This window comes from Bacillus sp. RC251 (assembly GCF_044908765.1).
Lineage (GTDB): Bacteria > Bacillota > Bacilli > Bacillales > Bacillaceae_G > Bacillus_A > Bacillus_A wiedmannii.
This window is the reverse complement of sequence record NZ_JBIYDP010000003.1, coordinates 191,659-213,970: the sequence shown is the minus strand read 5'-3', so window position 1 is coordinate 213,970 and position 22,312 is coordinate 191,659. Positions and strand designations below refer to the sequence as shown.

The following is a 22,312-nucleotide window of genomic DNA, read 5'->3' as shown; positions in this document are numbered from 1 at the left end:
CTCTTACAATAAATGATTCTCATTCTCATTATATTAATAATGAGAATCAATTTCAATTATATTTTTCATTTTTATTTATTCCATACAAAAAAGCACAGATGACTATACAATCACCTGTGCTTTTTTATTACTTTTTAAAAATACCAAACGGCTTTCCAACTGGTAATACAACTTTACCGAAGTGTGTATTTAACACTGCTGCTGCTGAACCATAGAAAGATAATAATGAAATACATAGTTCAGAATACGCTGCTAAATTATGCATTGCATGCGGCATAACACCTAAAGTACTTAATGAAAGACCAATAAATAAGAAATCAATAAGGACGAAAATCATAAATAATACTTTATGTGTTTCCATTGCACCAATTGTCATAAAGATTGTGAAAATCAAATATCCAATAAAGGCTACACCCAGCTGTTTTGAATCTGCAGCTTGTGCTAATTTTTCGCCAAATACTCCAAGTTGAATTAACCAAGTCATTCCAACACCTAACCAAAATAGGCCGTATGCACCGAATGCTGTTGTACCGAACGTATTGTTATGCTTTGCATCGTGAATGCACGCAAAAATTTGTGCAAATCCTCCTAAAAAGATTGCCCACGGTAATACAAGTGAAACGCCATCTGTTAAGCCTAACTTTTGAGATGATGCTACAAGTGTTACCATCGCTAATCCAAATAGACCAATTCCAGATGGATCTGCTGTTGTCATTTTCACATGATGTGTAGTTGTTTGATTGCTCATATAAACCTCCTGATTATAAACATACTCGAATACAATACTTAAATCAGAAGACTATGTCAATGGTTTTTTTTGTATGTTGTCAGACCTTACTTTTTATAATGATTACATATACTTCCGACCACTTCATACGGTTTTATATTCACTTTTTCCAACTCGTGTATCGGCAACCACAACGGAATATAACTCCCTCTATCTTTCAGTTTGAATTCTTCAGCTTTACCACTTCCGAAAACTCCATCTATAATATGGGCATTAAAATAATACTCCGTACCTTTATACTCCACCTTTGCAATCAGATGCTCCACTTCTATATGTACCCCTAATTCTTCATAAATTTCTCGCTTCGTTGCTTCTTCAGCTGTTTCTCCTTCTTCAATTCCTCCGCCTGGAAAAACATAATATGTTTCCCCTTCTCGAGTACGTTTTATAAGAGCAATTTTCCCTTCCTGCACAATGATAGCCCCGCCGCGATTTCTTATCATTTTATTACCTCAATACGAATCGCAACTGTTCCCCACTTTTTTTCTTGTTCTTTCGTATATATTTTGTATGTACTTTCTAGCATTTCCTCTAAACTATCATTTTCACAATCCAATAATTTGTGATCAATTTGTTCGTACATTGTTTTAAAGCTTGCGTATCGTTTTATTTCCGTTACTTTTACAGTCATCATTTCCTCTGTCGTAAGGTTCGTAAATACAATATGATCGCCTTGTTTAATAAGTTGACGTTTTGCATCGTATAAACGTACTTCATATACTTTTTTTCCTAATTGAATTGATTGAAAAGGTTTATTATATAATCCCATTTCGTATATCATTCATTCCACTCCTTTTTATGCATTGCGCCTACTACTATTTTTGTGCATTACCAATTCATACAACACAGTTCGACTTATTCCAAGTTGCATATAATGTTCCATATCCATTACTTGCTTTAGAGAGGATGCTAAATTGGTTATGTTATTTTTAAATCAAAAACCTGAATATAATAAATATGATATTGGTGATTATACTTATAGTAAAGTAGGTCCAACCATTTTTTCTTGGAATGATGAAACAAAATTAAAAATAGGTAAGTTTTGTTCATTAGGAGAAGAAGTCGTTTTTATACTTGGCGGTGAACATCGCGCAGACTGGATAACGACATACCCATTTAATGCATTTTTTAATGAAGGAGCACATATTACGGGTCATCCTTCTTCAAAAGGTGACATCGTAGTCGGCAACGATGTATGGATTGGTTATCAATCCTGCATTTTATCTGGTGTTACAATTGGTAACGGAGCCATTATTGGGGCAAAGAGTGTTGTCACAAAAGACGTACCTCCATATGCAATTGTAGCTGGTAATCCTGCAAAATTTATTCGATATCGTTTCCCGCAAGAAACGATTGACAAACTAGAGAATCTTGCATGGTGGGATTGGGATATTTCTGTAATAAAAGGAGCCATTCCATTTCTACTTTCCAACAAAATCAACGAGTTTTTTACCTCGCCCGAAAATGAATCTATGTGATTAATACAAAAAGAGCATCCTATTCTGAACTGCACCTCCAATTGTTAGACACAGTCTAACAATTGGAGGTGCAGTTTTTCTATGGCTAAATTTACAGCTGATGAAAAAATACAAATCGTTCTACGGTATTTGAACGGAAATGAAAGTTATCGAAAAATGGGTAGAGCGATCGGTATAAGTAACACAATTATTTTGAATTGGGTAAACCAGTATAAACAGAATGGTGTGGAAGCTTTTCTAAAACGTTGTACAAATTACACACAACAATTTAAACTAGACGTACTAAACTTTATGATTGAAAACGGTATGTCCTTATTTGAGACGGCAGCTATTTTTAACATTCCTGCCCCTTCAACGATTTCTGTTTGGAAAAATCACGAGACCAGACGAAGCGCAAGTAGTTTATGAATTAAGGCATAAATATTCGGTGAAGGCACTCGTGGAGCTAGCTAATATTCCACGAAGCACGTATTATAATTTAGTAAAGAAAATGAATCGTCCAGATGTAGATGCCGATTTGAAAGCTGAGATGAAAGCGATTTATGAGGAAAATGAAGGTCGTTATGGTTACCGTCGCATTCGTGATGAATTAACGAATCGTGGTCAGAAAGTGAATCACAAAAAGGTGCAACGCATTATGAAAGAGCTTGGATTAAAGTGTGTTGTGCATATGAAGAAATATAAATCCTATAAAGGAAAAGTCGGTAGAATTGCACCTAATATTTTAGAGCGTAATTTTTATACAGATGCACCGAATCAAAAATAGGTAACGGACATCACAGAGTTTACATTGTTTAGAGAGAAACTGTATGTATCACCTGTATTAGACTTGTATAATGGTGAAATTATTACCTATACAATTGGTTCTAGACCGACGTATTCACTTGTTTCAAAGATGTTAGAGAATGCATTAGAACATTTGCCTGAAAATCACCAACTACTGATGGATTCTGATCAAGAATGACATTATCAAATGAGACAATACGTCCGTACACTTGAATCAAGAGCTATTGTACAGAGCATGTCTCGAAAAGGTAACTGTTACGACAACGCAGTAATAGAGAATTTCTTCAGAATTATGAAGTCGGAGTTCCTCTACATAAAAGAATTTGAAAGTGTAGAGCATTTTAAAATAGAATTAGAAAAATATATAGATTATTATAATACAAAACGGATTAAGGCAGCTTGATAAAATAACCGTGTCTAACTTTTAGGGGTCACTTCATCACTATAAATAGGAGTGCTCGTTTTTATTTTCGTCTATTCCTTTTCGGGCCAAATTTTCGCGTTTGGTTCTAATAACCACTTGTGTTCTTCTTCCATGATACGATCATTCCATGGGTTAATTTGGATTTCTTTTTCAGTTCCTATTGTCATCCTTTTTCATAATTTTCGTATGGTCAAACAATCCACTTGCTGACAAACCGATAATCATTCCTTGAAATATGTTCATTTTGATATCTTGAGACAACAATAAAACACCTAGCATAATGCCAAGCGTCAAATTAAATATTGGAATATATTTTGTTTGCAATCCATTTATTTTTACAATTTGTGATAACCCTACAACAACCCCAATCATGGCCGTAATTTCAATCATTACATACCGCCACCTTTCAAGAGGAAGGTCAGAGCTGCTCCAATTAATCCACCAATAATAAGGCGTAAGATCCATGTTGTATTAGCACTAATCTTATCTAATTGCTTATTGATATTAATAATGTCTTTTTCATTACCTGCTGTCCTCATTTCTAGACCTCTAATCTCTAATCGTATATCTTTAATATCTTGTCTTATTTCCTGAACATCACCTTTCATCTCTTGCAAACCATCCATTATTTCCACCTCTTTCCTACTTCGTATTTAATTAAAAATTAAAAATCTTAATATGCATATACTTGCCTTTTCATCTCATTATTTAATCCCTTCTGGTTTAACGTCCACCTCAATTTGTCCCTCAATAATATCCTCGGTAACTACTTTTGTAGGAACCTCTGTTGCTGGGTTTCCCGTTTTTACAATGGAAACAGTAATTGGACTTCCTCTAAACAGCTCCACGTTGACGTTAAAATTGCTAGCGGTAATAATCCCAAATTATCCACAACGTCATCAATTTCCATAAATTTATTGTCATCACTTGGCATGATTTGATTTAGAATTTGGTTCTGAAATTGATTTTCCTCTGGATGTGTATTTGTCATATCTTCCTCTCCCGTTTTAATTTTGTTTATTGATTTTCTAACAATCTCATTTAGTACGTAAATTTTGCTATGTAGTTTGAAAAATAATATCTTAATTTAATTAAAGGAGTAATATTTACTCTCCGACTCGAAAGAATATTCAGACATTTAATGAGTGCAGTATTTAACAGAAAAACTACCAATTCGGATCACTTACGTCGTAACCTAATATCAAAAATATGTTTCTAGTAAACATATACTATTTTTAAAACACAACGTAGATTGTATACACTTAGTTCAGCTACACTAAAAACAAACGATTTGTGAATTTAAATCTTCTAATTATAAATTTTAATCCCTGTCTATTAGACAGGGATTAGTAGAATAAGAATCAAGCTTTTTATTTAATTAAATACTCCATTATTCGCACATCGTTGTAGAATGTGCACTAAAATTTCCTCTGTCACTTTTCCATGTGGATGTGAGTTCTCATCAATAATTCCTCTTTCTAATCCCCATTTCCATGCATCTCTCGCCCATTCTGATGGCTCTCCATTTTGGTAGCTCACATTAGAGGCGATTGACACTGTGCTTCTAGTATCTGAGAATACTTTGTTATTGTATATACGTTGCAGCATGTGTACCAGGATTTCTTCCGTCACTTCTCCATGTGGATGAGAATTTCCATCTACAATTCCTTTTTCTAGTCCCCATTTCCATGCATCTCTCGCCCATTCCGATGGTTGCCCATTTCTATAACTTGTATCAATAGAAACCGATACTACGCTTCCAGTACCTAAGAATACTTTGTTATTGTATACACGCTGTAACATGTGTACTATAATTTCTTCTAAAACTGTTCCATGCGGATGAGAATTTCCATCTACAATTCCTTTTTCTAATCCCCATTTCCATGCATCTTTTGCCCAATCTGATGGCTCTTTATTTTCAGAAGGATCAGGTCCTTTTCCTAAATGGTCTAATGGGTTCACAGCATTACTCTTATTAATATTCCAGCCGCCTTTATGCAGTTCAAAATGTAAGTGTTGGCCACTAGAATCCCCAGTGTTCCCCATAACTCCAATAGTTTGTCCTTGGGTAACAGAATCTCCTACGTTCACCGTTCGAGAACCACTACGCATATGAGCGTATACAGTCTCCCATGTAACTCCATCAATAGTATGCACGATCATAATACATTCACCGTAACTAGATGAAAAATACGAGCGACTAACTTTTCCATTAGCCGCTGCATAAATCGGATGATACCCTGCTTCAGCAAGGTCTATCCCATGGTGATTTGGTCTGCTGCCTCTAAAACCACTTGTTACTCTCGTTGTATCTGTTGGATAAATAAACTTTGCCATACTAATCTTCCTTTCTTTTTTGCACAGTATAATCAAGGTACTTAAATGAGTACCTTCGTTTACTTTTTTATTTGACAAGAATCTTTATAATATGAAAGTCTTATAATTACTTAAATACCCCATTATTTGTACATCGTTGTAGTATGTGTACTAAAATTTCCTCTGTTACTTTTCCATGTGGATGTGAATTCCCATCTATAATTCCTTTTTCTAATCCCCATTTCCATGCATCTCTCGCCCATTCTGATGGCTCTCCATTTTGATAACTTACATTAGTGACAAATGCTCCTGAGCTTCCAGTACCTGAGAATACTTTGTTGTTGTATACACGTTGCAACATGTGTACCAGAATTTCTTCTGTCACTTCTCCATGTGGATGTGAATTTCCATCTACAATCCCTTTTTCTAGACCCCACTTCCATGCGTCTCTCGCCCATTCTGACGGTTCTCCATTCCGGTAACTTGTATCAATAGCGAAGGATACTGCACTTCCAATACCTAAAAATACTTTGTTGTTGTATACACGTTGTAACATGTGTACCAAGATTTCTTCTACTACCGTTCCATGTGGATGTGAATTCCCATCTACAATTCCTTTTTCTAATCCCCACTTCCATGCACTTCTCGCCCACTCTGATGGTTCTTTATTTTCAGAAGGATTAGTTCCCCCATCAAAATCAACATATTGCTTAACAATTTCAGCGTAGAAGAAATTCCCTCCGTTTTTATATCGGTAGCCACCATTGTATGCCACAGCAATAGGATGACTATATCGAATCATTGCGCCAGTGCTATTTCCAAGAGATGGTGCAACAACCGTTTTAGAATACAGATCCGCCACCGGTAATGAATGTTGTTTCTTGTTTGAAGCTAACCAGCGAAGGTAAGCTCGTCCAAAATTATATGATTGAACAATGGCACTTAAATCTGTAATACCATTTTTTTTCGCATCATCAAAAGCTCCTTTTAGATGCTTTACTCCATAATAAATTGAATCTTTAGGATTTTTAATTGTATTCATTGGCCACCCTTGTGATTCACTTGATTGCATAATATCAGGTGTTTTTTCAGAATTCCCGTCACTTTCCACCATAATGATTCCAAGTACGTAAGGAATTAACTCAGGTACTCCTTGTGCAGAACATTCACTTTCTACCATTGATTGCCAACGTAACACTTGTTGTGGCAGATTCTTTGTCGTAACTGAAGCAGCTAATATACTCATTACTAAACATCTCCTTATTTTCCTATTATTTTTGACTAAAAAACTACTGCTTTACTAAATATGACTCTCAGTCAAATACCCATTAATCTATAAGATTACTTCATGTTGCTCACCTTCTTTCACAACAAAAAGAGCAACCATAAAATAGTTGCTCTTTCGTCGAAATCTTATATTACTACTATAAATCACTTTTTCAATACTTTCTGTACACTGCATGTAGCCTACAAAAAGGTAACATTAAACCCCCTCTAAAAACTTGACAATCTTTCTTATTTCAGCATGTTTTCGTCGGATATAGCCTGTACTATAATGCAAGTCAAACACTACTTGCTCTAAAACTATCCTATCGATATGTTTCATCTTTTTTAGTTTTACTTTAATACAAATAATTTTTTTAATTAGCGAATCCAGCGAATGATTTTTTCATCAAATTCTACCCAACCTTTATCTTTAATGTAAATCCAATTGTTATCCCTAAACTCAATTACCCATTGTCCTTCGCTTACTCGATCACGTATACCACTGTTGTAATTCGCATGATGGTAACACTCTAATCCTTTCCATTCATTCCAAATGACACCTTTACTCCTACCATCTTTTTCGATACGTATTGCTGTTTCAGGAACCCAGTTGTCATTGGCGATTTTAAACCAAAATCTTTTCCCATCCCATGCACTCTCTAAATATACATGGCCACTGCCAAGAGGAATCTTTCCTACTACTTCCGCAAGTTCATTTGGTTCTTTATATACCCAAGACTGTCGCTCTACACATTGTAACCAACCTAAGTTATTGGTTAACCAATCTGGTGGTAATGATACATTCTTTCGGGTGTCTACATCTGTAGGATCAGGATTATTTGAATTAGAGCCCTTTCCTATAAACCATTCAATAGTTTTATTTCCTACTAAGTAATTTAAGTCTACATTACCAGTAATTCCTGCAACGCTACCAGTTTCAGTATATTGCCATAGATCACAGCTATATGCAGGTTTACTGCCACCATAACGAGGAATCCATAAGAAATCTGCACTCACACTATTTAGTCCATAACTTGTATACATGTGATGTGACACGTATAATCCAACTTTCCAGCCCGCTGCACGACATGTATCAATGAAGGCCTGAGATGCTTTTGCTAAGTTAGTGGGTCCACAACTAGCAAGTGTGTCATCTTCTACATCCAATACAAGGAATTTTGCATCCTTGTCTGCACGATTCATAAAATCTCTTGCTTCTACAATAGCGTCTTGGACACTTGTATAACATCCATAAGCATAATGACCAAATGGAACTCCATATGCTTTACAACCTTGGACATATTCTTTATATTTTGAATCAACCTTATTAGATCCATATTGTACACGAATAATAGCCAGCTCCAAATCATTACTCGCTTCAGCCCAATTTATATTTCCATTATGATAAGATATATCTGCTATTTTCTTCATTTATACATGCTCCTTTGTTAATCATTGATAGAAATCCTTTTTCTAGCTACATTGTTATTTAGCTTGTGATTCTAATTAATAAAAAATAAAGAAGAGTCGCTCCATAAGGACCTACTCTTCTTTTTAACAAACCTATCGAATCCAACGAATAATTTTTTCGTCAAACTCTACCCAGCCTTTATCTGTAATATAAATCCAGTTGTTATCTCTAAACTCAATTACCCATTGGCCTACACTTACTCGATCGCGTATACCACTGTTGTAATTTGCGTGATGGTAACATTCTAGCCCATCCCATTCATTCCAAACGACACCTTTACTTCTACCATCTTTTTCAATACGCATTACTGTTTCAGGAACCCAGTTATCATTGGCAATTTTAAACCAAAATCTTTTCCCATCCCATGCAGTCTCTAAATACACATGCCCACTGCCAAGAGGAATCTTTCCTACTACTTCCGCAAGTTCATTTGGTTCTTTATACACCCAAGATTGTCGCTCTACACATTGTAACCAACCTAAGTTATTAGTTAACCAATCAGAAGGTAGCGTCACGTTTTTACGTGTATCTACATCAGTAGGATCAAAACCATTTCCAGTGTTACCACCGTCTCCTTTTCCCAGATAGTCTAACGGATTCACAGCATTACTCTTATTAATATCCCAGCCACCTTTATGCATTTCAAAATGCAAGTGTTGGCCACTAGAATCTCCAGTGTTCCCCATAACTCCAATAGTTTGTCCTTGTGTAACATAATCCCCTACATTCACCGTTCGAGAACCACTACGCATATGAGCATATACAGTTTCCCATTTGACCCCATCAATATTATTCACAATCATAATACATTCACCATAACTAGATGAATAATAAGAGCGACTAACTTGTCCACTAGCCGCTGCATAAATCGGATGATAACCTGGTTCTGCAAGGTCTACCCCATGATGATCTGGTCTGCTGCCTCTAAAACCACTTGTTACCCTTGTTGTATCTGTTGGATAAATAAATTTTGCCATATTAATCTTCCTTTCTATTTTTCACACCATATAAAAAAGGTACTTACATAAGCACCTTGATTTACTATTTATATATTTTTGGCCTATATACTAATTTTTCATACCATAAGATTGATAGAAAAAAGTTCTCCGTCGTTACCTTACATCAAGATTTCCTTTAACCATGTATTGTTTTCAAAATATAATGTATGTTTAACACATCCAGATATACTTTAGTTTTCTCAGGTGACTTTTGTGAAGTACTTCAATAAGAGCACTATCTTTTTTAGCGAATCCAACGAATGATTTTTTCGTCAAACTCTACCCACCCTTTATCTGTAATGTAAATCCAGTTGTTATCTCTAAACTCAATTACCCATTGACCTACACCTACTCGATCGCGTATACCACTGTTGTAATTTGCGTGATGGTAACATTCTAGCCCATCCCATTCATTCCAAATGACACCTTTACTTCTACCATCTTTTTCAATACGCATTACTGTTTCAGGAACCCAGTTATCATTGGCAATTTTAAACCAAAATCTTTTCCCATCCCATGCAGTCTCTAAATACACATGCCCACTGCCAAGAGGAATCTTTCCTACTACTTCCGCAAGTTCATTTGGTTCTTTATACACCCAAGATTGTCGTTCTATACATTGTAACCAACCTAAGTTATTAGTTAACCAATCAGAAGGTAGCGTCACGTTTTTACGCGTATCTACATCAGTAGGATCAACTCCTCCGACAAAATCTACATACTGTTTAACAATTTCAGCATAGAAGAAATTTCCACCATTTTTATATTTATAGCCACCATTGTATGCCACAGCGATAGGATGACTATATCGAATCATTGCGCCAGTGCTATTTCCAAGAGATGGCGCAACAACAGTTTTAGAATACTGTTCTGCCACCTGCAGTGAATGCTGTTTATTGTTAGAGGCTAACCAACGGATGTAAAAACGCCCAAAATTATATGCTTGAACAATTGCACTTAAATCTGTAATACCATATTTTTTTGCATCTGCAAAAGCTCCTATTAAGTGCATTACCCCGTAATGAATTGAATCCTTAGGATTATCAATTGAATTCATCGGTCTCCCTTGAGATTCACTTGACTGCATAATATCGGGCGTCTGTTCAGCATTACCATCACTTTCCACCATAATAATTCCTAATACATAAGGTACTAACTCAGGTACCCCTTGTGCATTACATTCATTTTCTACCATTGTCTGCCATCGGAGGACCCGTTGCGGCAAATTCTTTGTCTTAACTGACGCAGCTAACATACCCATTACTAAACATCTCCTTATTTCCCTATTATTTTTGGACCAAACACTACTATTTTACTAAGTACTTTTAACTTCTAAATACCTATTAACCTATTGAATTACTCCATAGTACTTAGCTTCTTTCACAACAAAAAGAGCAACCATAAAATAGTTGCTCTTTCGTCGAAATCTTATATTACTACTATAAATCACTTTTTCAATACTTTCTGTACACTGCATGTAGCCTACAAAAAGGTAACATTAAACCCCCTCTAAAAACTTGACAATCTTTCTTATTTCAGCATGTTTTCGTCGGATATAGCCTGTACTATAATGCAAGTCAAACGCTATTTGTTCTAAAGTCATTCCATCAACATACTTCATTTTAAGTATTTGATGATCTAATCCAGTAAACTTATTAATTAAAATCTTTAAATCGAACATTTCATTCATCTTATGTCCTAATTCATATTCAATAGCTTCAACACGACCTTCTACCTTAGCACCTTCTGATTCAGTAGTTAATCGTACATGTTGCAAGTCACCACTAGTCCAGCGCTTTAACTCTGCTTTTGATTTGTCTAAGTTAAATTCTATATACGTAATTTCTTCTTCCAGTTTCTGATAATCTTTCATCCAGTCAAGCATCTAATAATCCCCCTACTTTTCTTTAATTAAATTCTGTTTCTTATTAATATCACCAAAGGTAAAGTAACCTTTATTATCCTTTTAATCGAATTCACGAATATTAATTATGATTTATATTTTCTTAATAAAGCTTTTAATCTCTCACGCTCTTCTTCAATAGTTAACTCATTATTTTGTATAGGCTGCTCTTCTGGAACTTCTTCTTTTTCACGTAGCCATTCTGGTACCAGTTCTTTTCGTTTGGTATACCCTGACCTAGATTGCTTCTTATTCTTACAAAGATCAAACTGTGCATCTAACACAACTACATCATTAATTGTTTTTACTTTTTGACTTTCCCAATTTTTAAGAATTCCACGTACATACCTCCACTTTGGTATATTCTCATCAATTGATCTCTTTACTGCTTCCAAAATTAGTTCACTACCTAATGCTTCGCAAAATTCACCCAGCTCTGCAATAGCTATTTCACTTAACAATATTCCATTCTTCAGCAAAAATTTATAACTTATTTTGAAATCTTCATTTATCAATCTTTGTGGGAGTGATTTTTCCTTATTATCATGATGATGATCCTTATTTTGTGTATCAGTGTTTAGTTTTTTAGTACTTTTTAAATCAGTATTTAGTAGCTTGCGATTTTCCACCAGTAGATTCCCAGCAACAGGATTATCAACAGGTGGGTTTTCCACTGGTGGAAAATCCTCCAATGGGATTTCGTAAATAATAGTCTCCCACCTAACAATTTTGTTTTTTACATCTTTAATAGGAAATCTCTTAATATATCCGTACTCTTTTAATTCTTGCATTCCAGCTCTTAAGCTATTAATACCATCTTTGGCGTGCTGCGATAATTCTTCCCTATAAAACACCCAATCATCTGGAAGTGTAAGTATGTATGCTAATATCCCCTTCGCCTTCCAAGAAAGCCTTTTATCTTTTAAACCCGTATTATTAATAACGGAATAATTATTATCCTTTTTAACTCTAAAAATCCCCATACTATCTACCTCTTCACTATTGTTAAGATCAAATACCTACATTCGAGATTCTGTACTCACTATCAATAACTTCCCCATGATGAAACCTACTTTTTATTCCTTTCAAACCAACACAATATTAAAAAGAACTTTAAGTTCGATTTATTACTAAAAAAAAGAGCATCTATACTCATATCAAAATACTTAGCAATCTTCTTAGCTGTTCCCATTGATGGAGTTCTTTCTTTTTGATCAATCATTCGAATATATCGTTCCGTAACCCCACAATAACCAGCAAGTTCTTTATATAACTTCTTTTCCGGTTCATACATTTTGTTACCAATTAATCCACCTCCGTAAGAACAATTAGTTCTAAATATAGATTAAAGAACTAATTGTTCATTGTCAATGCAAAAAGGAACTTTTTGTGCTAAAATAAATCCAAAGAGAACAATTAGTTTAATTAGAGAGGTGAACAATGTGATAGGAGTTAGAATAAAATCCTTACGAAAAAAAGAAAATTTAACACAAAAACAATTGGCTGAAAAAATTGGAGTATCCCAAAGAATGATAGGCTACTACGAATCAGAAGAAAGATTTCCTCCACATGATGTTCTAACTAAATTAGCGGATTGTTTTTCAGTTTCAGCTGACTATTTACTAGGACGAGCTGTTACGGACGAAACTAAGAAGCAATTAACGCCAAAAGATGAGAAAGACATAGCAAAAAGAATGGAAGAAATAAAAAAAGACCTTCAAGGAGAAGATGGCTTAATGTTCTCTGGTGAACCTATGAGTCAAGAAGCTGTAGAATCACTATTAGATGCAATGGAGTATATTGTAAAACAAACGAAAGTAATCAATAAAAAATACGTGCCTAAGAAATATCGTAAACCAGACGATAACTGATGCGAGCTTAGGAGGGAATACATTGAAATTCGTCATTAGAGATCTAGTCCAACAACTTAGCAACAAATACAACACGACAAACCCCTATGAGCTTGCAGATTACTTAAAAATACATGTACTAACATGGGATTTACATGAAGAAATAAATGGTTTTTATAAATATGAAAAAAGAAATCGTTTCATTGTTATTAATACTAATTTATCTCCATCTATGCAGAGAACTGTTTGTGCTCATGAATTAGGACATGCAGTCCTACATACTCATGCAAATACACCTTTTCTGCGTAAGAATACATTCTTTTCCGTTGACAAATTAGAGATAGAAGCAAATACGTTTGCTGCGCTTTTGTTAATTGACCAAAAGACCATTCAGCCTGGTGATACAAAAGCATGTATAGCATACAAAAATAATATTCCAGTTGAACTCTTAGAATTTTATAAACCTTGCTAAAGGAAAAAAGACATTTTATTTATTAAAAACAAGGAGAAAGCCCCCATTTGAGTGCTTTCTCCTTGTTTTTATAAGTGGACCTTGTAGGACTCGAACCTACGACCGAACGGTTATGAGCCGTTTGCTCTAACCAGCTGAGCTAAAGATCCAGAGCATAAATTTTACTTTATAGGACGTATTCACATATACTACTTCTTTGATCTCAGGTTCCTCAACAAATTTAAGATCGTTCCCGTATAGATTAAAAATCTGGTTCTTTGCATCCTCTTTTGATAGAGTACTAGACTGATTTAAGTCTCCCTGTTGCTGTAAATCTTGAGCACTATCTCCTGAAATGCTTGTAAGTACACCTTCATCAAAATTATTAAGTACTCTTAATATGTTTAAGTTAAAAACAAATCAAGCTATTTATAGCGTAACAAAACATTGAACTCAAGTCATTGAATTTGTATTTCTATATAATAATTGAGTTGCTTATGATATTGAAATTAAATTATTATAGTTATGTTTCAAAAGAATTGGACAAACTAATTCTTAAACTAAATACGGTAAAAGTAGAGGCTTATTTCAATTGCCTAATAGCCTCTTTCCTAAGATCTGTTTCTATATGCTATACTGACTCTTAATTACTTGTAGAAGAAATGATAAAAATAAAGGTTTTTTTATCTATTATTTTGTTTAGTTCTCCTTCAATTAAGTATCTTTCTTTACATTATATTGACTGCTAATCATTATATTCTATATTGTAAATATAATGATATAAATAATGCCAAGGAGGTTTACAACATGAAAAACATAATGGAACTCCTCAACAATCCATATATTAAATATCCATTAATTGTGATTTCAGCTATAGCTATAATAAAAACAGGTTATGATTTAGGTTCCTTTATTAAAAAATTAAAAATGAGCCCGGTACATACCGGACTCACTTTTATCAAGCTGCCTAATGAAATAACCGTGTCTAACTTTTAGGGGGCACTTCACAAAATGCTCTTTTTGTTTTTATTTCTTATGTTCGTGCAAATGATTACACGGAGAACATTGAAATGGAATTTTCTCTAAGCAATTAAAGTTTGTTTCACAAATTTGTTCGATCGTCGGGACGAACGGTATGACCACAATATTACTTTCTATTATTTGTGTAACAGGCGGTAACACTGTACCTACTTGATGTTCGAAGCGAATACTCGCTTGATTTATATAATTTCCTGAACCACTTGGCGCGCTCTGAACTACTACTTGGAACGAGACTGTGCGTGCTTCACCTGGATTTAAACTTCCTATAAGAAATCCTGATATTGGGTTTACATTTGGCACTGGCGTATTATCAACCGTTACACTTCCAAGGACAAATTGAACACTACTATCTAACATATCTTGAAAACGAATATTTTGTATCGCTGTATCTCCCGTATTTGTAATAACTGTCGTAAACGTAATAACATCTCCTATTGTTGCTGTTTGATGGTCTGCCACTTTTACAACAGTCGTTGAGACATTTTGAGGAATAAACGGGATAACAACTGTATTGCTATCGCCTTCAACTACTACAGGCGGTTCATTTGGATTCACAATTGCAAGCCCACTCGCCGTAGCTGTATTTGTAACTAAGTTATTTATTTGCCCTCCTGTTATTACAACTTGGAAATTAATAATTGCTGCATCATTTGGCTGAAAATCACCTAACGGAATACCTGTATTCGGGTTGGCAAATGGAAAAGGTACATCATTTACCGTTACCGAGCCATTTATAAATAACGTATTCGGATCAATGATATCTGTTAAAACAATATTCGTCACAGGAACTGTACTATCATTTATAACAGCAATTCCGTAAGTGACAACATCTCCTACCATCGCTACTTCAAAATCCGCTCCTTTTGCAACAAATAAGATTGCAGTATTTACCGTTACAATAACTGTATTGCTCGTATCCATCACTGTAACTGGCGGTTCTCCTGGTACTAAAATATATTCTGCTAACGCCCCAGCAAGGTTCACTACTGTACCACCATCTGGAAAACTTGTAATCGTAGCTTCATATGTTACAAGTGCCGTCTCACCCACTGGGATGTCTGGTATCGTAAATCCAGCCTGTGGATTTAACCCTGGTTGCGGAACTCCATTTTTCGTTACACTATTTGGAACAAACTCAGCTTCCTGAGATAACACGTCTATAAATTGAACATTCATCGCATCAGCCGTACCAGTATTTAATATACGAACAGTATACGTTACCGTTTCTCCCACTCCAACAATCGGATGATCTACTTCTTTCAGCATATCTAAACTACCTCGATTTACTGGTGTGACTGTCGTATTACTTGAGTTCGTAATTGTAAACGGTGGTTCTCCTGGAATCAATTCGAAATCACCAGCTACTCTCGCTGTATTCATAATGCTACTAGAAGGCGGAATTGCGATTACATTTACTTCAAATGTAATTAATATACTGTCCCCTACTGCAAGATCTGGTAATGAAAAGCCTACAAATGGATCTAAACCTACTTGCGAAATTCCATTTATTTGTACACTTCCAGGAATGAATTCTAAACTAGGTGACGGAACATCGATAAACTGAACATTCGTCGCTAATACCGTTCCCGTATTTGTAACTTGCACACTATAAGTTAACGTATCCCCTAATCGTGTTGCTTGCTTATTTACGGTTTTTATAACATTAAATCTCCCTCTATTTACCCTTGTTATTGTCGTATTACTCGGTTCAGTTACTACAACCGGCGGCTCTCCTGGTACTAAAGTAAAGCTTCCTGTTATATTTGCAACGTTCGTAATGGTTCCTGATGACGGGATGTTTGTAACTGTCGCTTGAAACGTCACGATAACCGTTTCACCAACGGGTATATCTCCAACTCCAAAGCCAGTGATCGGATTTAAATTCGGTTGCGAAATTCCATTTATCGTTACACTATTTGGGACAAATGACGCTCCTACTGAAATCGTATCAATAAACTGAACATCATTTGCTGTTACTGTTCCCGTATTCGTTATTTGAACTGTATACGTTAATACATCTCCAACGAGAGTAGCTGCTCTATTTACTTGTTTAATAACATTAAATCGTCCTCTATTTACAGTTGTGAGCGTCGTGTTACTTGGCTGATTCACTACAATTGGTGGTTCTCCTGGTACTAATATAAAACTTCCTGTAACATTTGCCGTATTGACAATTGTTCCGTTTGATGGAACATTGACAACTGTTACTTGGAATGTAACTTCTACACTTTCACCTGGATTTATATCTGGAAGTGGGAATCCATTATTAGGATTGAATCCAGGTTGTAGCACACCATCTATCGTTACACTATCTGGTACAAATGTAATCGAGGACGGCAATACATCACTATATTGAACATTCGTCGCTACCACTGTACCTGTATTTTGAACTACTGTTGTATATGTGATTGTATCGCCTACTGCAACAACCGGCTGACTTACTGATTTTAAAACATTTAAACCGGGTTCATTAATTTCTGTTAATGTCGTATTACTTGTTATTGTTTCTGTAATAGGCGGCTCTGTTTCACTTACAGCAAATGTAGCTGTAACGTCTACAAAGTTAACAATCGTTCCCCCCTCAGGTATGCTCGTAACCACTTCCTGATATGTGACAAGTACAAAATCATCTACAGGGATATCTGGAACTGTAAAGCCAATGAAAGGATCTAATCCTGGTGCCGGCACCCCATTTATGCTCACACTTCCCGGTACAAATGCTACACCGGCGGAAGTTGTATCTATAAATTTAACATTCGTTGCTGCCACTGTACCGAAATTAAAGATTAATACATCATACGTTAATATTTCTCCAACCGTCGCTACCTCTTTATCGACTAGTTTTAATGGAAATATAGACGCTATATTAATTGTCGTAACTACTAAATTCGTTAATATCGTTTCCGTAATTGGTGGTTCCTGCGGATTTGGTTGTGAAGTAAATGTAACATCTGCATCATTTAATATGACTTCATTATCTGGAATCTCCGTAATCGTCACTTGGAACGTCACAGCAATATTTGCACCTGCATTTAATAACGGACTAACTGGAAATCCTGTTTCTGGATTTAAGCCAAGTTGCTGCCCCCCACCTATCGTTACACTATTTGCTACAAATATCGTTCCTTCTGGTATGACATCTTGAAAGAACACATCTGTAACTGGTATAATTCCTACGTTTGAAATTAGCACAGTATACGTTAATACATCCCCAACCGCTCCAGCAGCAACATCAACTGTTTTTGTTGCTGTTACTTCACCAGGAGGAGGTAACGGTATCGTAACTACTGTCGTATTACTTGAATTGGTTGTTGTTACAGGGGGCTGTAAAGGATTTAATAAAAAAGTGGCTGTTGCAGATGCCGTGTTTAATACGGCTCCGCGCGTGGATGGCGCAACTACTGTTACTTGGAACGTTGCAGTCAATGATGTTCCAGCAGCGATATTAGGAAGCGTAAAACCTATATTTGGATCAAATCCAGGTTGAGGCGTTCCATTTATCGTTACGCTATTTGCTACAAATGTTGTTTCTGGAGCAATTGGATCAATGAAGGAAACATTCGTTGCTGTTACTGTGCCGTTATTTCGAATGACTACAGAATACGTGTAAGTCTCTCCAAGTGCAGCTTGTTGTACAGATGAAGATTTTTGTATATTTAATCGAGCAGTGTTTACTTGTGTCACAACGAAATTACTATTCGTAACAGTCGTTATTGGAGGGTTTGCTGGATTTATAAGAAAACTTGCAGTAACGTTCGATTGGTTTCTTATATTTCCACCGCTCGGAACACTCGTCACTGTAACTTGAAACGTAATCGTAGATGTTTGCCCGACCGGAATATTTGGTACTGGGAAACCTACCATTGGATTCGCGCCTTGCTGAACGACTCCGTTTATCGTCACACTATTTGCTACAAACGCAGCACCAGACGGAATTGGATCTTGAAAAATAATATTCGTTGCAGGAACAGTTCCTGTATTTTGAATGCGAATCGTATACGTTAGCGTATCTCCTATACCTGCTTGGGGTGTATTTACACTCTTCATTACATTAAGTGATCCTACATTCACTCGCGTCACAACAATGTTACTAATCGTTACAATTGTAACTGGTGGCTGGAGAGGACTTACTTGGAAATCAGCAGTTACATTCGCATTATTCGGAAGAACTCTATTTGGTGGTACACTCGTAATCGTCACTTGAAAAGTAACTGTTACCATCCCTCCTACCGGAATGTTAGCAAGTGGAAATCCAATTGTTGGGCTTAAACCTGGCTGAGGTGTTCCATTTATCGTTACACTATTTGCTACAAACGTTGTTCCAGATGGAATTGGATCAACGAATGATACATTTGTCGCTGCTACTGTTCCACTATTTTGTATACGAACTGTATACGTTAAAGTATCTCCTACACCTGCTTCAGCAGCGCTTACACTTTTTATTACATTTAATCCTGAAGAATTCACCACTGTCATAACAGTATTACTTGGTACTGTTACAGTTATCGGTGGCTCTGTTGGATTTACAAGAAAATCTCCAGTTACATTCGCATTATTTACGACATTATTTCCTTGGGGAATTTCATCAATTAATACTTCAAACCCAACAATTACACTCGCACCAGTAGGCAAATTATTTAATGGAAATCCAAGTTCTGGATCTGCCCCTTCTTGTAAAACCCCATTAACAACTACACTGTTTTCAATAAATAATGTCCCTTGTGGAATTGAATCTTGAAAAAACACATTTGTAGCTATTACACTACCTGCATTTATGATTTCAATTGTATATACTAAAACATCCCCTACCGTTGCAATATTCGTATTGACTGATTTCACAACTTCAAAGTTCCCTGATTGTACTGTTGTATTCACAACATTACTCGGAACATTGATTGTTACTGGTGGTTCACTCGGATTCACTTGAAAACTCGCTGTTACATTTGCTTGATTTAAAATATCTTCATTTTCTGGATCCTGTACAATTAATACGTCAAATGTGACTACAACTGTTTGAGCCGCAGGAATATTCGGAAGAGAGAATCCTGTATTCGGATTCAATCCACTTTGTGGTACTCCATTAATTGTTACAGAATTTGCAACGAATGAAACAGCGGAAGGAATAGGGTCTTGGAAAAATACATTTGTTAACAGTACGTTTCCTGTATTTTGGACGGCAATTGTGTATGTTAAAGTATCCCCTACCGCCGCTTGCATTGTATTCACTTCTTTTATTACATTTAAACCGCCTGTATTAACTTGTGTCACAACTGTATTCGTTTGTCTATTAATCGTTATCGGTGGCTGATTCGGAATAACGACGAAATTAGCAGACACATTTCCACGATTTGCAATCGTACCTCCTGATGGTGTAGATGTCACTCGTACTTGAAAAGTCACTGTCCTACTTCCGCCAGGAGATATATTCGCTACGGTAAACCCAGTCGCAGGATTTGCCCCAGGTTGTGAAACCCCATCTACAGTCACACTATTTAGGATAAAAGTCGTTCCAATTGGGATTGGATCTTGAAAAATAACATTCGTCGCAAGTACATTCCCAGTATTCTCAATTGTAACGGTGTACGTAAGAACGTCATTAACTGTCGCAAAAGCTCTATCTACTGTTTTTCTCGTTCTTATATCAGCTATATTAATTTTAGTAAATACAGTATTACTTGTCGCTTGGCCTGAAATTGGTTGTTGACCAGGTACTGGAGTAAAGTTAAATGTTACACTCGCACGATTTGGAATTGGATTTACAAGCGGATTAGATGTTACTCGAACTTGAAAACGCACTACCGTCGTTTGCGAAGCATTAATACTTCCTAGATTAATACTACTTGCTGGATTTGCTCCTGGACGTGCTACCCCATTTACCGTGACACTATTTGTTATAAACGTTGTTCCAGCAGGTATACTATCAACAAAAATAACATTATTTGCAGCGACATTCCCATCGTTCGTGACATTCACTGTGTACGTTAATACATCATTAATTGTTGCCGTCTGTAGATCTACAGATTTTTGTAAACTTACATTTGCACGATTTACCGTCGTCTGTACTGTATTTGAAGAAGCTGTACTTGTGATAGGAGGACTTCCAACAAAAGGACGGAATTGGTATGACACCATCGCACGATTTGAAATTGGATTCGGATTCGGGAATGACGTAACTCTCACTTGAAACGTGACAACTCTTTGAGCATTATTCGGTATCGTTCCTAAATTAATTCCACTAGCTGGATTGGCGCTCGGCTGAGTTACTCCACCTACTGTAACACTGCCTGCTATAAACGTAGTTCCATTCGGAATACTATCTTGTAATACAACGTTTTCTGCACTTCCTGTCCCTGTATTCGGAACAGTAATCGTATAGGTAAGAATATCACCTACTGCTGCAACGGTTTTATCAACAGATTTAACAGGATTTATAATTGGCCCTGTCGCATCAATTTGAACACCAAAACCAGCTGCAGCATATCCATCTCCATTTGTAACGAAGCGAACAGTCGCTGACGTTTGATTATTTACTAATGATGACGAGGCATCTACATTCGTAATATCCCATCCTTGTCTTCGGACGGCTAAAGCTATCCCTAACGGCTGATTCAAATTTCCAAAGGTGCCAGTTGTATCTAAATTCCCACTATCATTACAAATTTGTGACTGAAAGAAATTATTTGCAGGATTTCTCGGTCCGAATACAGCAACTGTAGCATTCGCATTCGGCCCAAAGCGAAGTTGATCTCCAACAATGTTAGAATCACCTTCTTGAGCAGTTACGAGCACCCGTCCTGTTACAGCTCCTGTGGCTGGAGTAGCAAATCCTGAAATAGTAGCATCCACTGGTGGTGATGAAGCATCGATAATTTCTTGACCTGCATAAACTGATAAATTCCGAAGTGGCAAACTAGCATTTTGATACACAACCTCAAGTGTCCAACCAGCCGAACGACTAATAGTTGGATCAAATGAAGTTCTTGCAGCTGGCACTGCACCTGTAGTATAAGTTCCTGCCCCACCTGCACTAACAAGATTCGTTACATTGGCAGAGCGCGCATAATAAAACTGGTTCCCTACTGAACCTTGCTGCGCAGTTGCAGGATCTGGTGTAACAGAAAACGTTCCTGCCGGTGTTGTAAATGTAATGTTATCATTTAAAAAAGCTGAAACATCCTCTGTATCGGTCCGGTATGTGCCGGCCCATACTAGTTCTGCGTATAAAATACTACTCCCTGCCGAAAGATTCAAAATTGCACTTGAAGAATTTAATGGCCAGTCATTCGTCGTTCCTGCTGGGAATCCAGGTACTTGGAGCGATGTATTTACCGTTGTAAATACATCAATCGTACCGAAGTTATTATTTGGTGCAGGCGATGTAGGACTTAGTCCTAACGTGTTCCCAGTGAACGTGACGGCACCAGTTACTGTTGTTGTAAAGCGATTCATAAAAGGCACACAATCATCTCATTTCAATTATAGTAAAAAGTGCTCTATACTATAAAATGTAGACAAACTATACAATGTACGTTGTCCAACAA

Annotated in this window: 18 protein-coding genes, 1 tRNA gene and 4 pseudogenes; 5 read left to right on the top strand and 18 right to left on the bottom strand. The window is 36.2% G+C overall.

Annotation, left to right across the window (positions count from 1 at the left end; all coding sequences use genetic code 11):
* Nucleotides 1-127 precede the first annotated feature (127 nt).
* From ABH961_RS15100 to ABH961_RS15090, 3 genes are all read right to left on the bottom strand, one after another.
* Nucleotides 128-748 (bottom strand): acetate uptake transporter, encoded by a 621-nt coding sequence (locus tag ABH961_RS15100; protein WP_000070936.1) that lies wholly within the window; start codon nt 746-748, stop codon nt 128-130.
* An 86-nt stretch (nt 749-834) separates the two neighbouring features.
* On the bottom strand, nt 835-1,230 hold the full coding sequence (locus ABH961_RS15095; RefSeq protein ID WP_048543928.1) for an NUDIX hydrolase: 396 nt from the start codon (nt 1,228-1,230) through the stop codon (nt 835-837).
* The gene (locus ABH961_RS15090) at nt 1,227-1,568 is read right to left on the bottom strand and encodes an ASCH domain-containing protein (protein ID WP_048543930.1); all 342 of its coding nucleotides are present in this window, start codon (nt 1,566-1,568) and stop codon (nt 1,227-1,229) included. The genes ABH961_RS15095 and ABH961_RS15090 overlap by 4 nt, the downstream gene beginning before the upstream one ends.
* Nucleotides 1,569-1,707: 139 nt before the next feature.
* On the opposite strand from ABH961_RS15090, the gene ABH961_RS15085 reads away from it, so the two are divergent.
* Nucleotides 1,708-2,265 (top strand): CatB-related O-acetyltransferase, encoded by a 558-nt coding sequence (locus ABH961_RS15085; protein ID WP_000898178.1) that lies wholly within the window; start codon nt 1,708-1,710, stop codon nt 2,263-2,265.
* Between the two features lie 81 nt (nt 2,266-2,346).
* Nucleotides 2,347-3,454, top strand: a pseudogene (locus ABH961_RS15080) (IS3 family transposase).
* A gap of 71 nt (nt 3,455-3,525) precedes the next feature.
* Here ABH961_RS15080 and ABH961_RS15075 read toward each other — a convergent pair.
* The 12 genes and pseudogenes from ABH961_RS15075 to ABH961_RS15020 form a co-directional block, all read right to left on the bottom strand.
* Nucleotides 3,526-3,612 (bottom strand): annotated as a pseudogene (locus ABH961_RS15075) (5-deoxy-glucuronate isomerase); the annotation flags it as partial.
* 13 nt (nt 3,613-3,625) lie between these two features.
* Nucleotides 3,626-3,865 carry a hypothetical protein gene (locus ABH961_RS15070; RefSeq protein WP_048543932.1) on the bottom strand — a complete coding sequence of 80 codons (240 nt, stop codon included), beginning with the start codon at nt 3,863-3,865 and terminating at the stop codon, nt 3,626-3,628.
* Nucleotides 3,865-4,101, bottom strand: a complete 237-nt coding sequence (locus ABH961_RS15065; protein ID WP_048543933.1) for a hemolysin XhlA family protein — start codon at nt 4,099-4,101, stop codon at nt 3,865-3,867. The genes ABH961_RS15070 and ABH961_RS15065 overlap by 1 nt, the downstream gene beginning before the upstream one ends.
* Nucleotides 4,102-4,179: 78 nt before the next feature.
* Nucleotides 4,180-4,466: pseudogene (locus ABH961_RS15060) on the bottom strand (hypothetical protein).
* Nucleotides 4,467-4,849: 383 nt separating this feature from the next.
* Nucleotides 4,850-5,812, bottom strand: coding sequence for a M23 family metallopeptidase (locus tag ABH961_RS15055; RefSeq protein ID WP_048543936.1), 963 nt, complete (start codon nt 5,810-5,812; stop codon nt 4,850-4,852).
* 106 nt (nt 5,813-5,918) lie between these two features.
* Complete coding sequence (locus ABH961_RS15050) at nt 5,919-7,037, bottom strand: lysozyme family protein (RefSeq protein ID WP_098048273.1); 1,119 nt, start codon at nt 7,035-7,037, stop codon at nt 5,919-5,921.
* 398 nt (nt 7,038-7,435) lie between these two features.
* Nucleotides 7,436-8,488, bottom strand: a complete 1,053-nt coding sequence (locus ABH961_RS15045) for a glycoside hydrolase family 25 protein (protein ID WP_098048272.1) — start codon at nt 8,486-8,488, stop codon at nt 7,436-7,438.
* A gap of 132 nt (nt 8,489-8,620) precedes the next feature.
* On the bottom strand, nt 8,621-9,505 hold the full coding sequence (locus ABH961_RS15040) for a M23 family metallopeptidase (RefSeq protein ID WP_098122274.1): 885 nt from the start codon (nt 9,503-9,505) through the stop codon (nt 8,621-8,623).
* A 265-nt stretch (nt 9,506-9,770) separates the two neighbouring features.
* Nucleotides 9,771-10,787, bottom strand: a complete 1,017-nt coding sequence (locus ABH961_RS15035; protein WP_098077983.1) for a lysozyme family protein — start codon at nt 10,785-10,787, stop codon at nt 9,771-9,773.
* Between the two features lie 237 nt (nt 10,788-11,024).
* On the bottom strand, nt 11,025-11,411 hold the full coding sequence (locus ABH961_RS15030; RefSeq protein ID WP_098048271.1) for a hypothetical protein: 387 nt from the start codon (nt 11,409-11,411) through the stop codon (nt 11,025-11,027).
* A gap of 104 nt (nt 11,412-11,515) precedes the next feature.
* Nucleotides 11,516-12,412 carry a DnaD domain-containing protein gene (locus ABH961_RS15025; RefSeq protein ID WP_098077980.1) on the bottom strand — a complete coding sequence of 299 codons (897 nt, stop codon included), beginning with the start codon at nt 12,410-12,412 and terminating at the stop codon, nt 11,516-11,518.
* Between the two features lie 86 nt (nt 12,413-12,498).
* Nucleotides 12,499-12,735 carry a helix-turn-helix transcriptional regulator gene (locus tag ABH961_RS15020; protein WP_098642783.1) on the bottom strand — a complete coding sequence of 79 codons (237 nt, stop codon included), beginning with the start codon at nt 12,733-12,735 and terminating at the stop codon, nt 12,499-12,501.
* Between the two features lie 136 nt (nt 12,736-12,871).
* Here ABH961_RS15020 and ABH961_RS15015 point away from each other — a divergent pair, with 136 nt between their 5' ends.
* A complete protein-coding gene (locus ABH961_RS15015; protein ID WP_048543952.1) occupies nt 12,872-13,300 on the top strand; it encodes a helix-turn-helix domain-containing protein in 429 nt (142 codons plus the stop codon).
* Between the two features lie 22 nt (nt 13,301-13,322).
* The gene (locus ABH961_RS15010; protein WP_000673783.1) at nt 13,323-13,751 is read left to right on the top strand and encodes an ImmA/IrrE family metallo-endopeptidase; all 429 of its coding nucleotides are present in this window, start codon (nt 13,323-13,325) and stop codon (nt 13,749-13,751) included.
* Nucleotides 13,752-13,826: 75 nt separating this feature from the next.
* On the opposite strand, the gene ABH961_RS15005 is transcribed toward ABH961_RS15010, so the two are convergent.
* Both ABH961_RS15005 and ABH961_RS15000 read right to left on the bottom strand, forming a co-directional pair.
* Nucleotides 13,827-13,900: transfer RNA gene (locus ABH961_RS15005), tRNA-Ile, on the bottom strand.
* Nucleotides 13,901-13,928: 28 nt separating this feature from the next.
* Nucleotides 13,929-14,108, bottom strand: a pseudogene (locus tag ABH961_RS15000) (M4 family metallopeptidase); the annotation flags it as partial.
* A 429-nt stretch (nt 14,109-14,537) separates the two neighbouring features.
* Here ABH961_RS15000 and ABH961_RS14995 point away from each other — a divergent pair.
* A complete protein-coding gene (locus ABH961_RS14995) occupies nt 14,538-14,726 on the top strand; it encodes a hypothetical protein (RefSeq protein WP_098077977.1) in 189 nt (62 codons plus the stop codon).
* Nucleotides 14,727-14,756: 30 nt separating this feature from the next.
* On the opposite strand, the gene ABH961_RS14990 is transcribed toward ABH961_RS14995, so the two are convergent.
* On the bottom strand, nt 14,757-22,229 hold the full coding sequence (locus ABH961_RS14990) for a DUF7507 domain-containing protein (RefSeq protein WP_404519577.1): 7,473 nt from the start codon (nt 22,227-22,229) through the stop codon (nt 14,757-14,759).
* Between the last annotated feature and the right edge of the window lie 83 nt (nt 22,230-22,312).

Coding starts and splice junctions, on each gene's coding strand:
- ABH961_RS15025 (WP_098077980.1), bottom strand. CDS start 12,412: ATGGGGATTTTTAGAGTTAAAAAGGATAATAATTATTCCGTTATTAAT.
- ABH961_RS15055 (WP_048543936.1), bottom strand. CDS start 5,812: ATGGCAAAGTTTATTTATCCAACAGATACAACGAGAGTAACAAGTGGT.
- ABH961_RS15035 (WP_098077983.1), bottom strand. CDS start 10,787: ATGGGTATGTTAGCTGCGTCAGTTAAGACAAAGAATTTGCCGCAACGG.
- ABH961_RS15045 (WP_098048272.1), bottom strand. CDS start 8,488: ATGAAGAAAATAGCAGATATATCTTATCATAATGGAAATATAAATTGG.
- ABH961_RS15030 (WP_098048271.1), bottom strand. CDS start 11,411: ATGCTTGACTGGATGAAAGATTATCAGAAACTGGAAGAAGAAATTACG.
- ABH961_RS15065 (WP_048543933.1), bottom strand. CDS start 4,101: ATGGATGGTTTGCAAGAGATGAAAGGTGATGTTCAGGAAATAAGACAA.
- ABH961_RS15085 (WP_000898178.1), top strand. CDS start 1,708: ATGTTATTTTTAAATCAAAAACCTGAATATAATAAATATGATATTGGT.
- ABH961_RS15050 (WP_098048273.1), bottom strand. CDS start 7,037: ATGAGTATATTAGCTGCTTCAGTTACGACAAAGAATCTGCCACAACAA.
- ABH961_RS15070 (WP_048543932.1), bottom strand. CDS start 3,865: ATGATTGAAATTACGGCCATGATTGGGGTTGTTGTAGGGTTATCACAA.
- ABH961_RS15040 (WP_098122274.1), bottom strand. CDS start 9,505: ATGGCAAAATTTATTTATCCAACAGATACAACAAGGGTAACAAGTGGT.
- ABH961_RS15090 (WP_048543930.1), bottom strand. CDS start 1,568: ATGATATACGAAATGGGATTATATAATAAACCTTTTCAATCAATTCAA.
- ABH961_RS15095 (WP_048543928.1), bottom strand. CDS start 1,230: ATGATAAGAAATCGCGGCGGGGCTATCATTGTGCAGGAAGGGAAAATT.
- ABH961_RS14995 (WP_098077977.1), top strand. CDS start 14,538: ATGAAAAACATAATGGAACTCCTCAACAATCCATATATTAAATATCCA.
- ABH961_RS15100 (WP_000070936.1), bottom strand. CDS start 748: ATGAGCAATCAAACAACTACACATCATGTGAAAATGACAACAGCAGAT.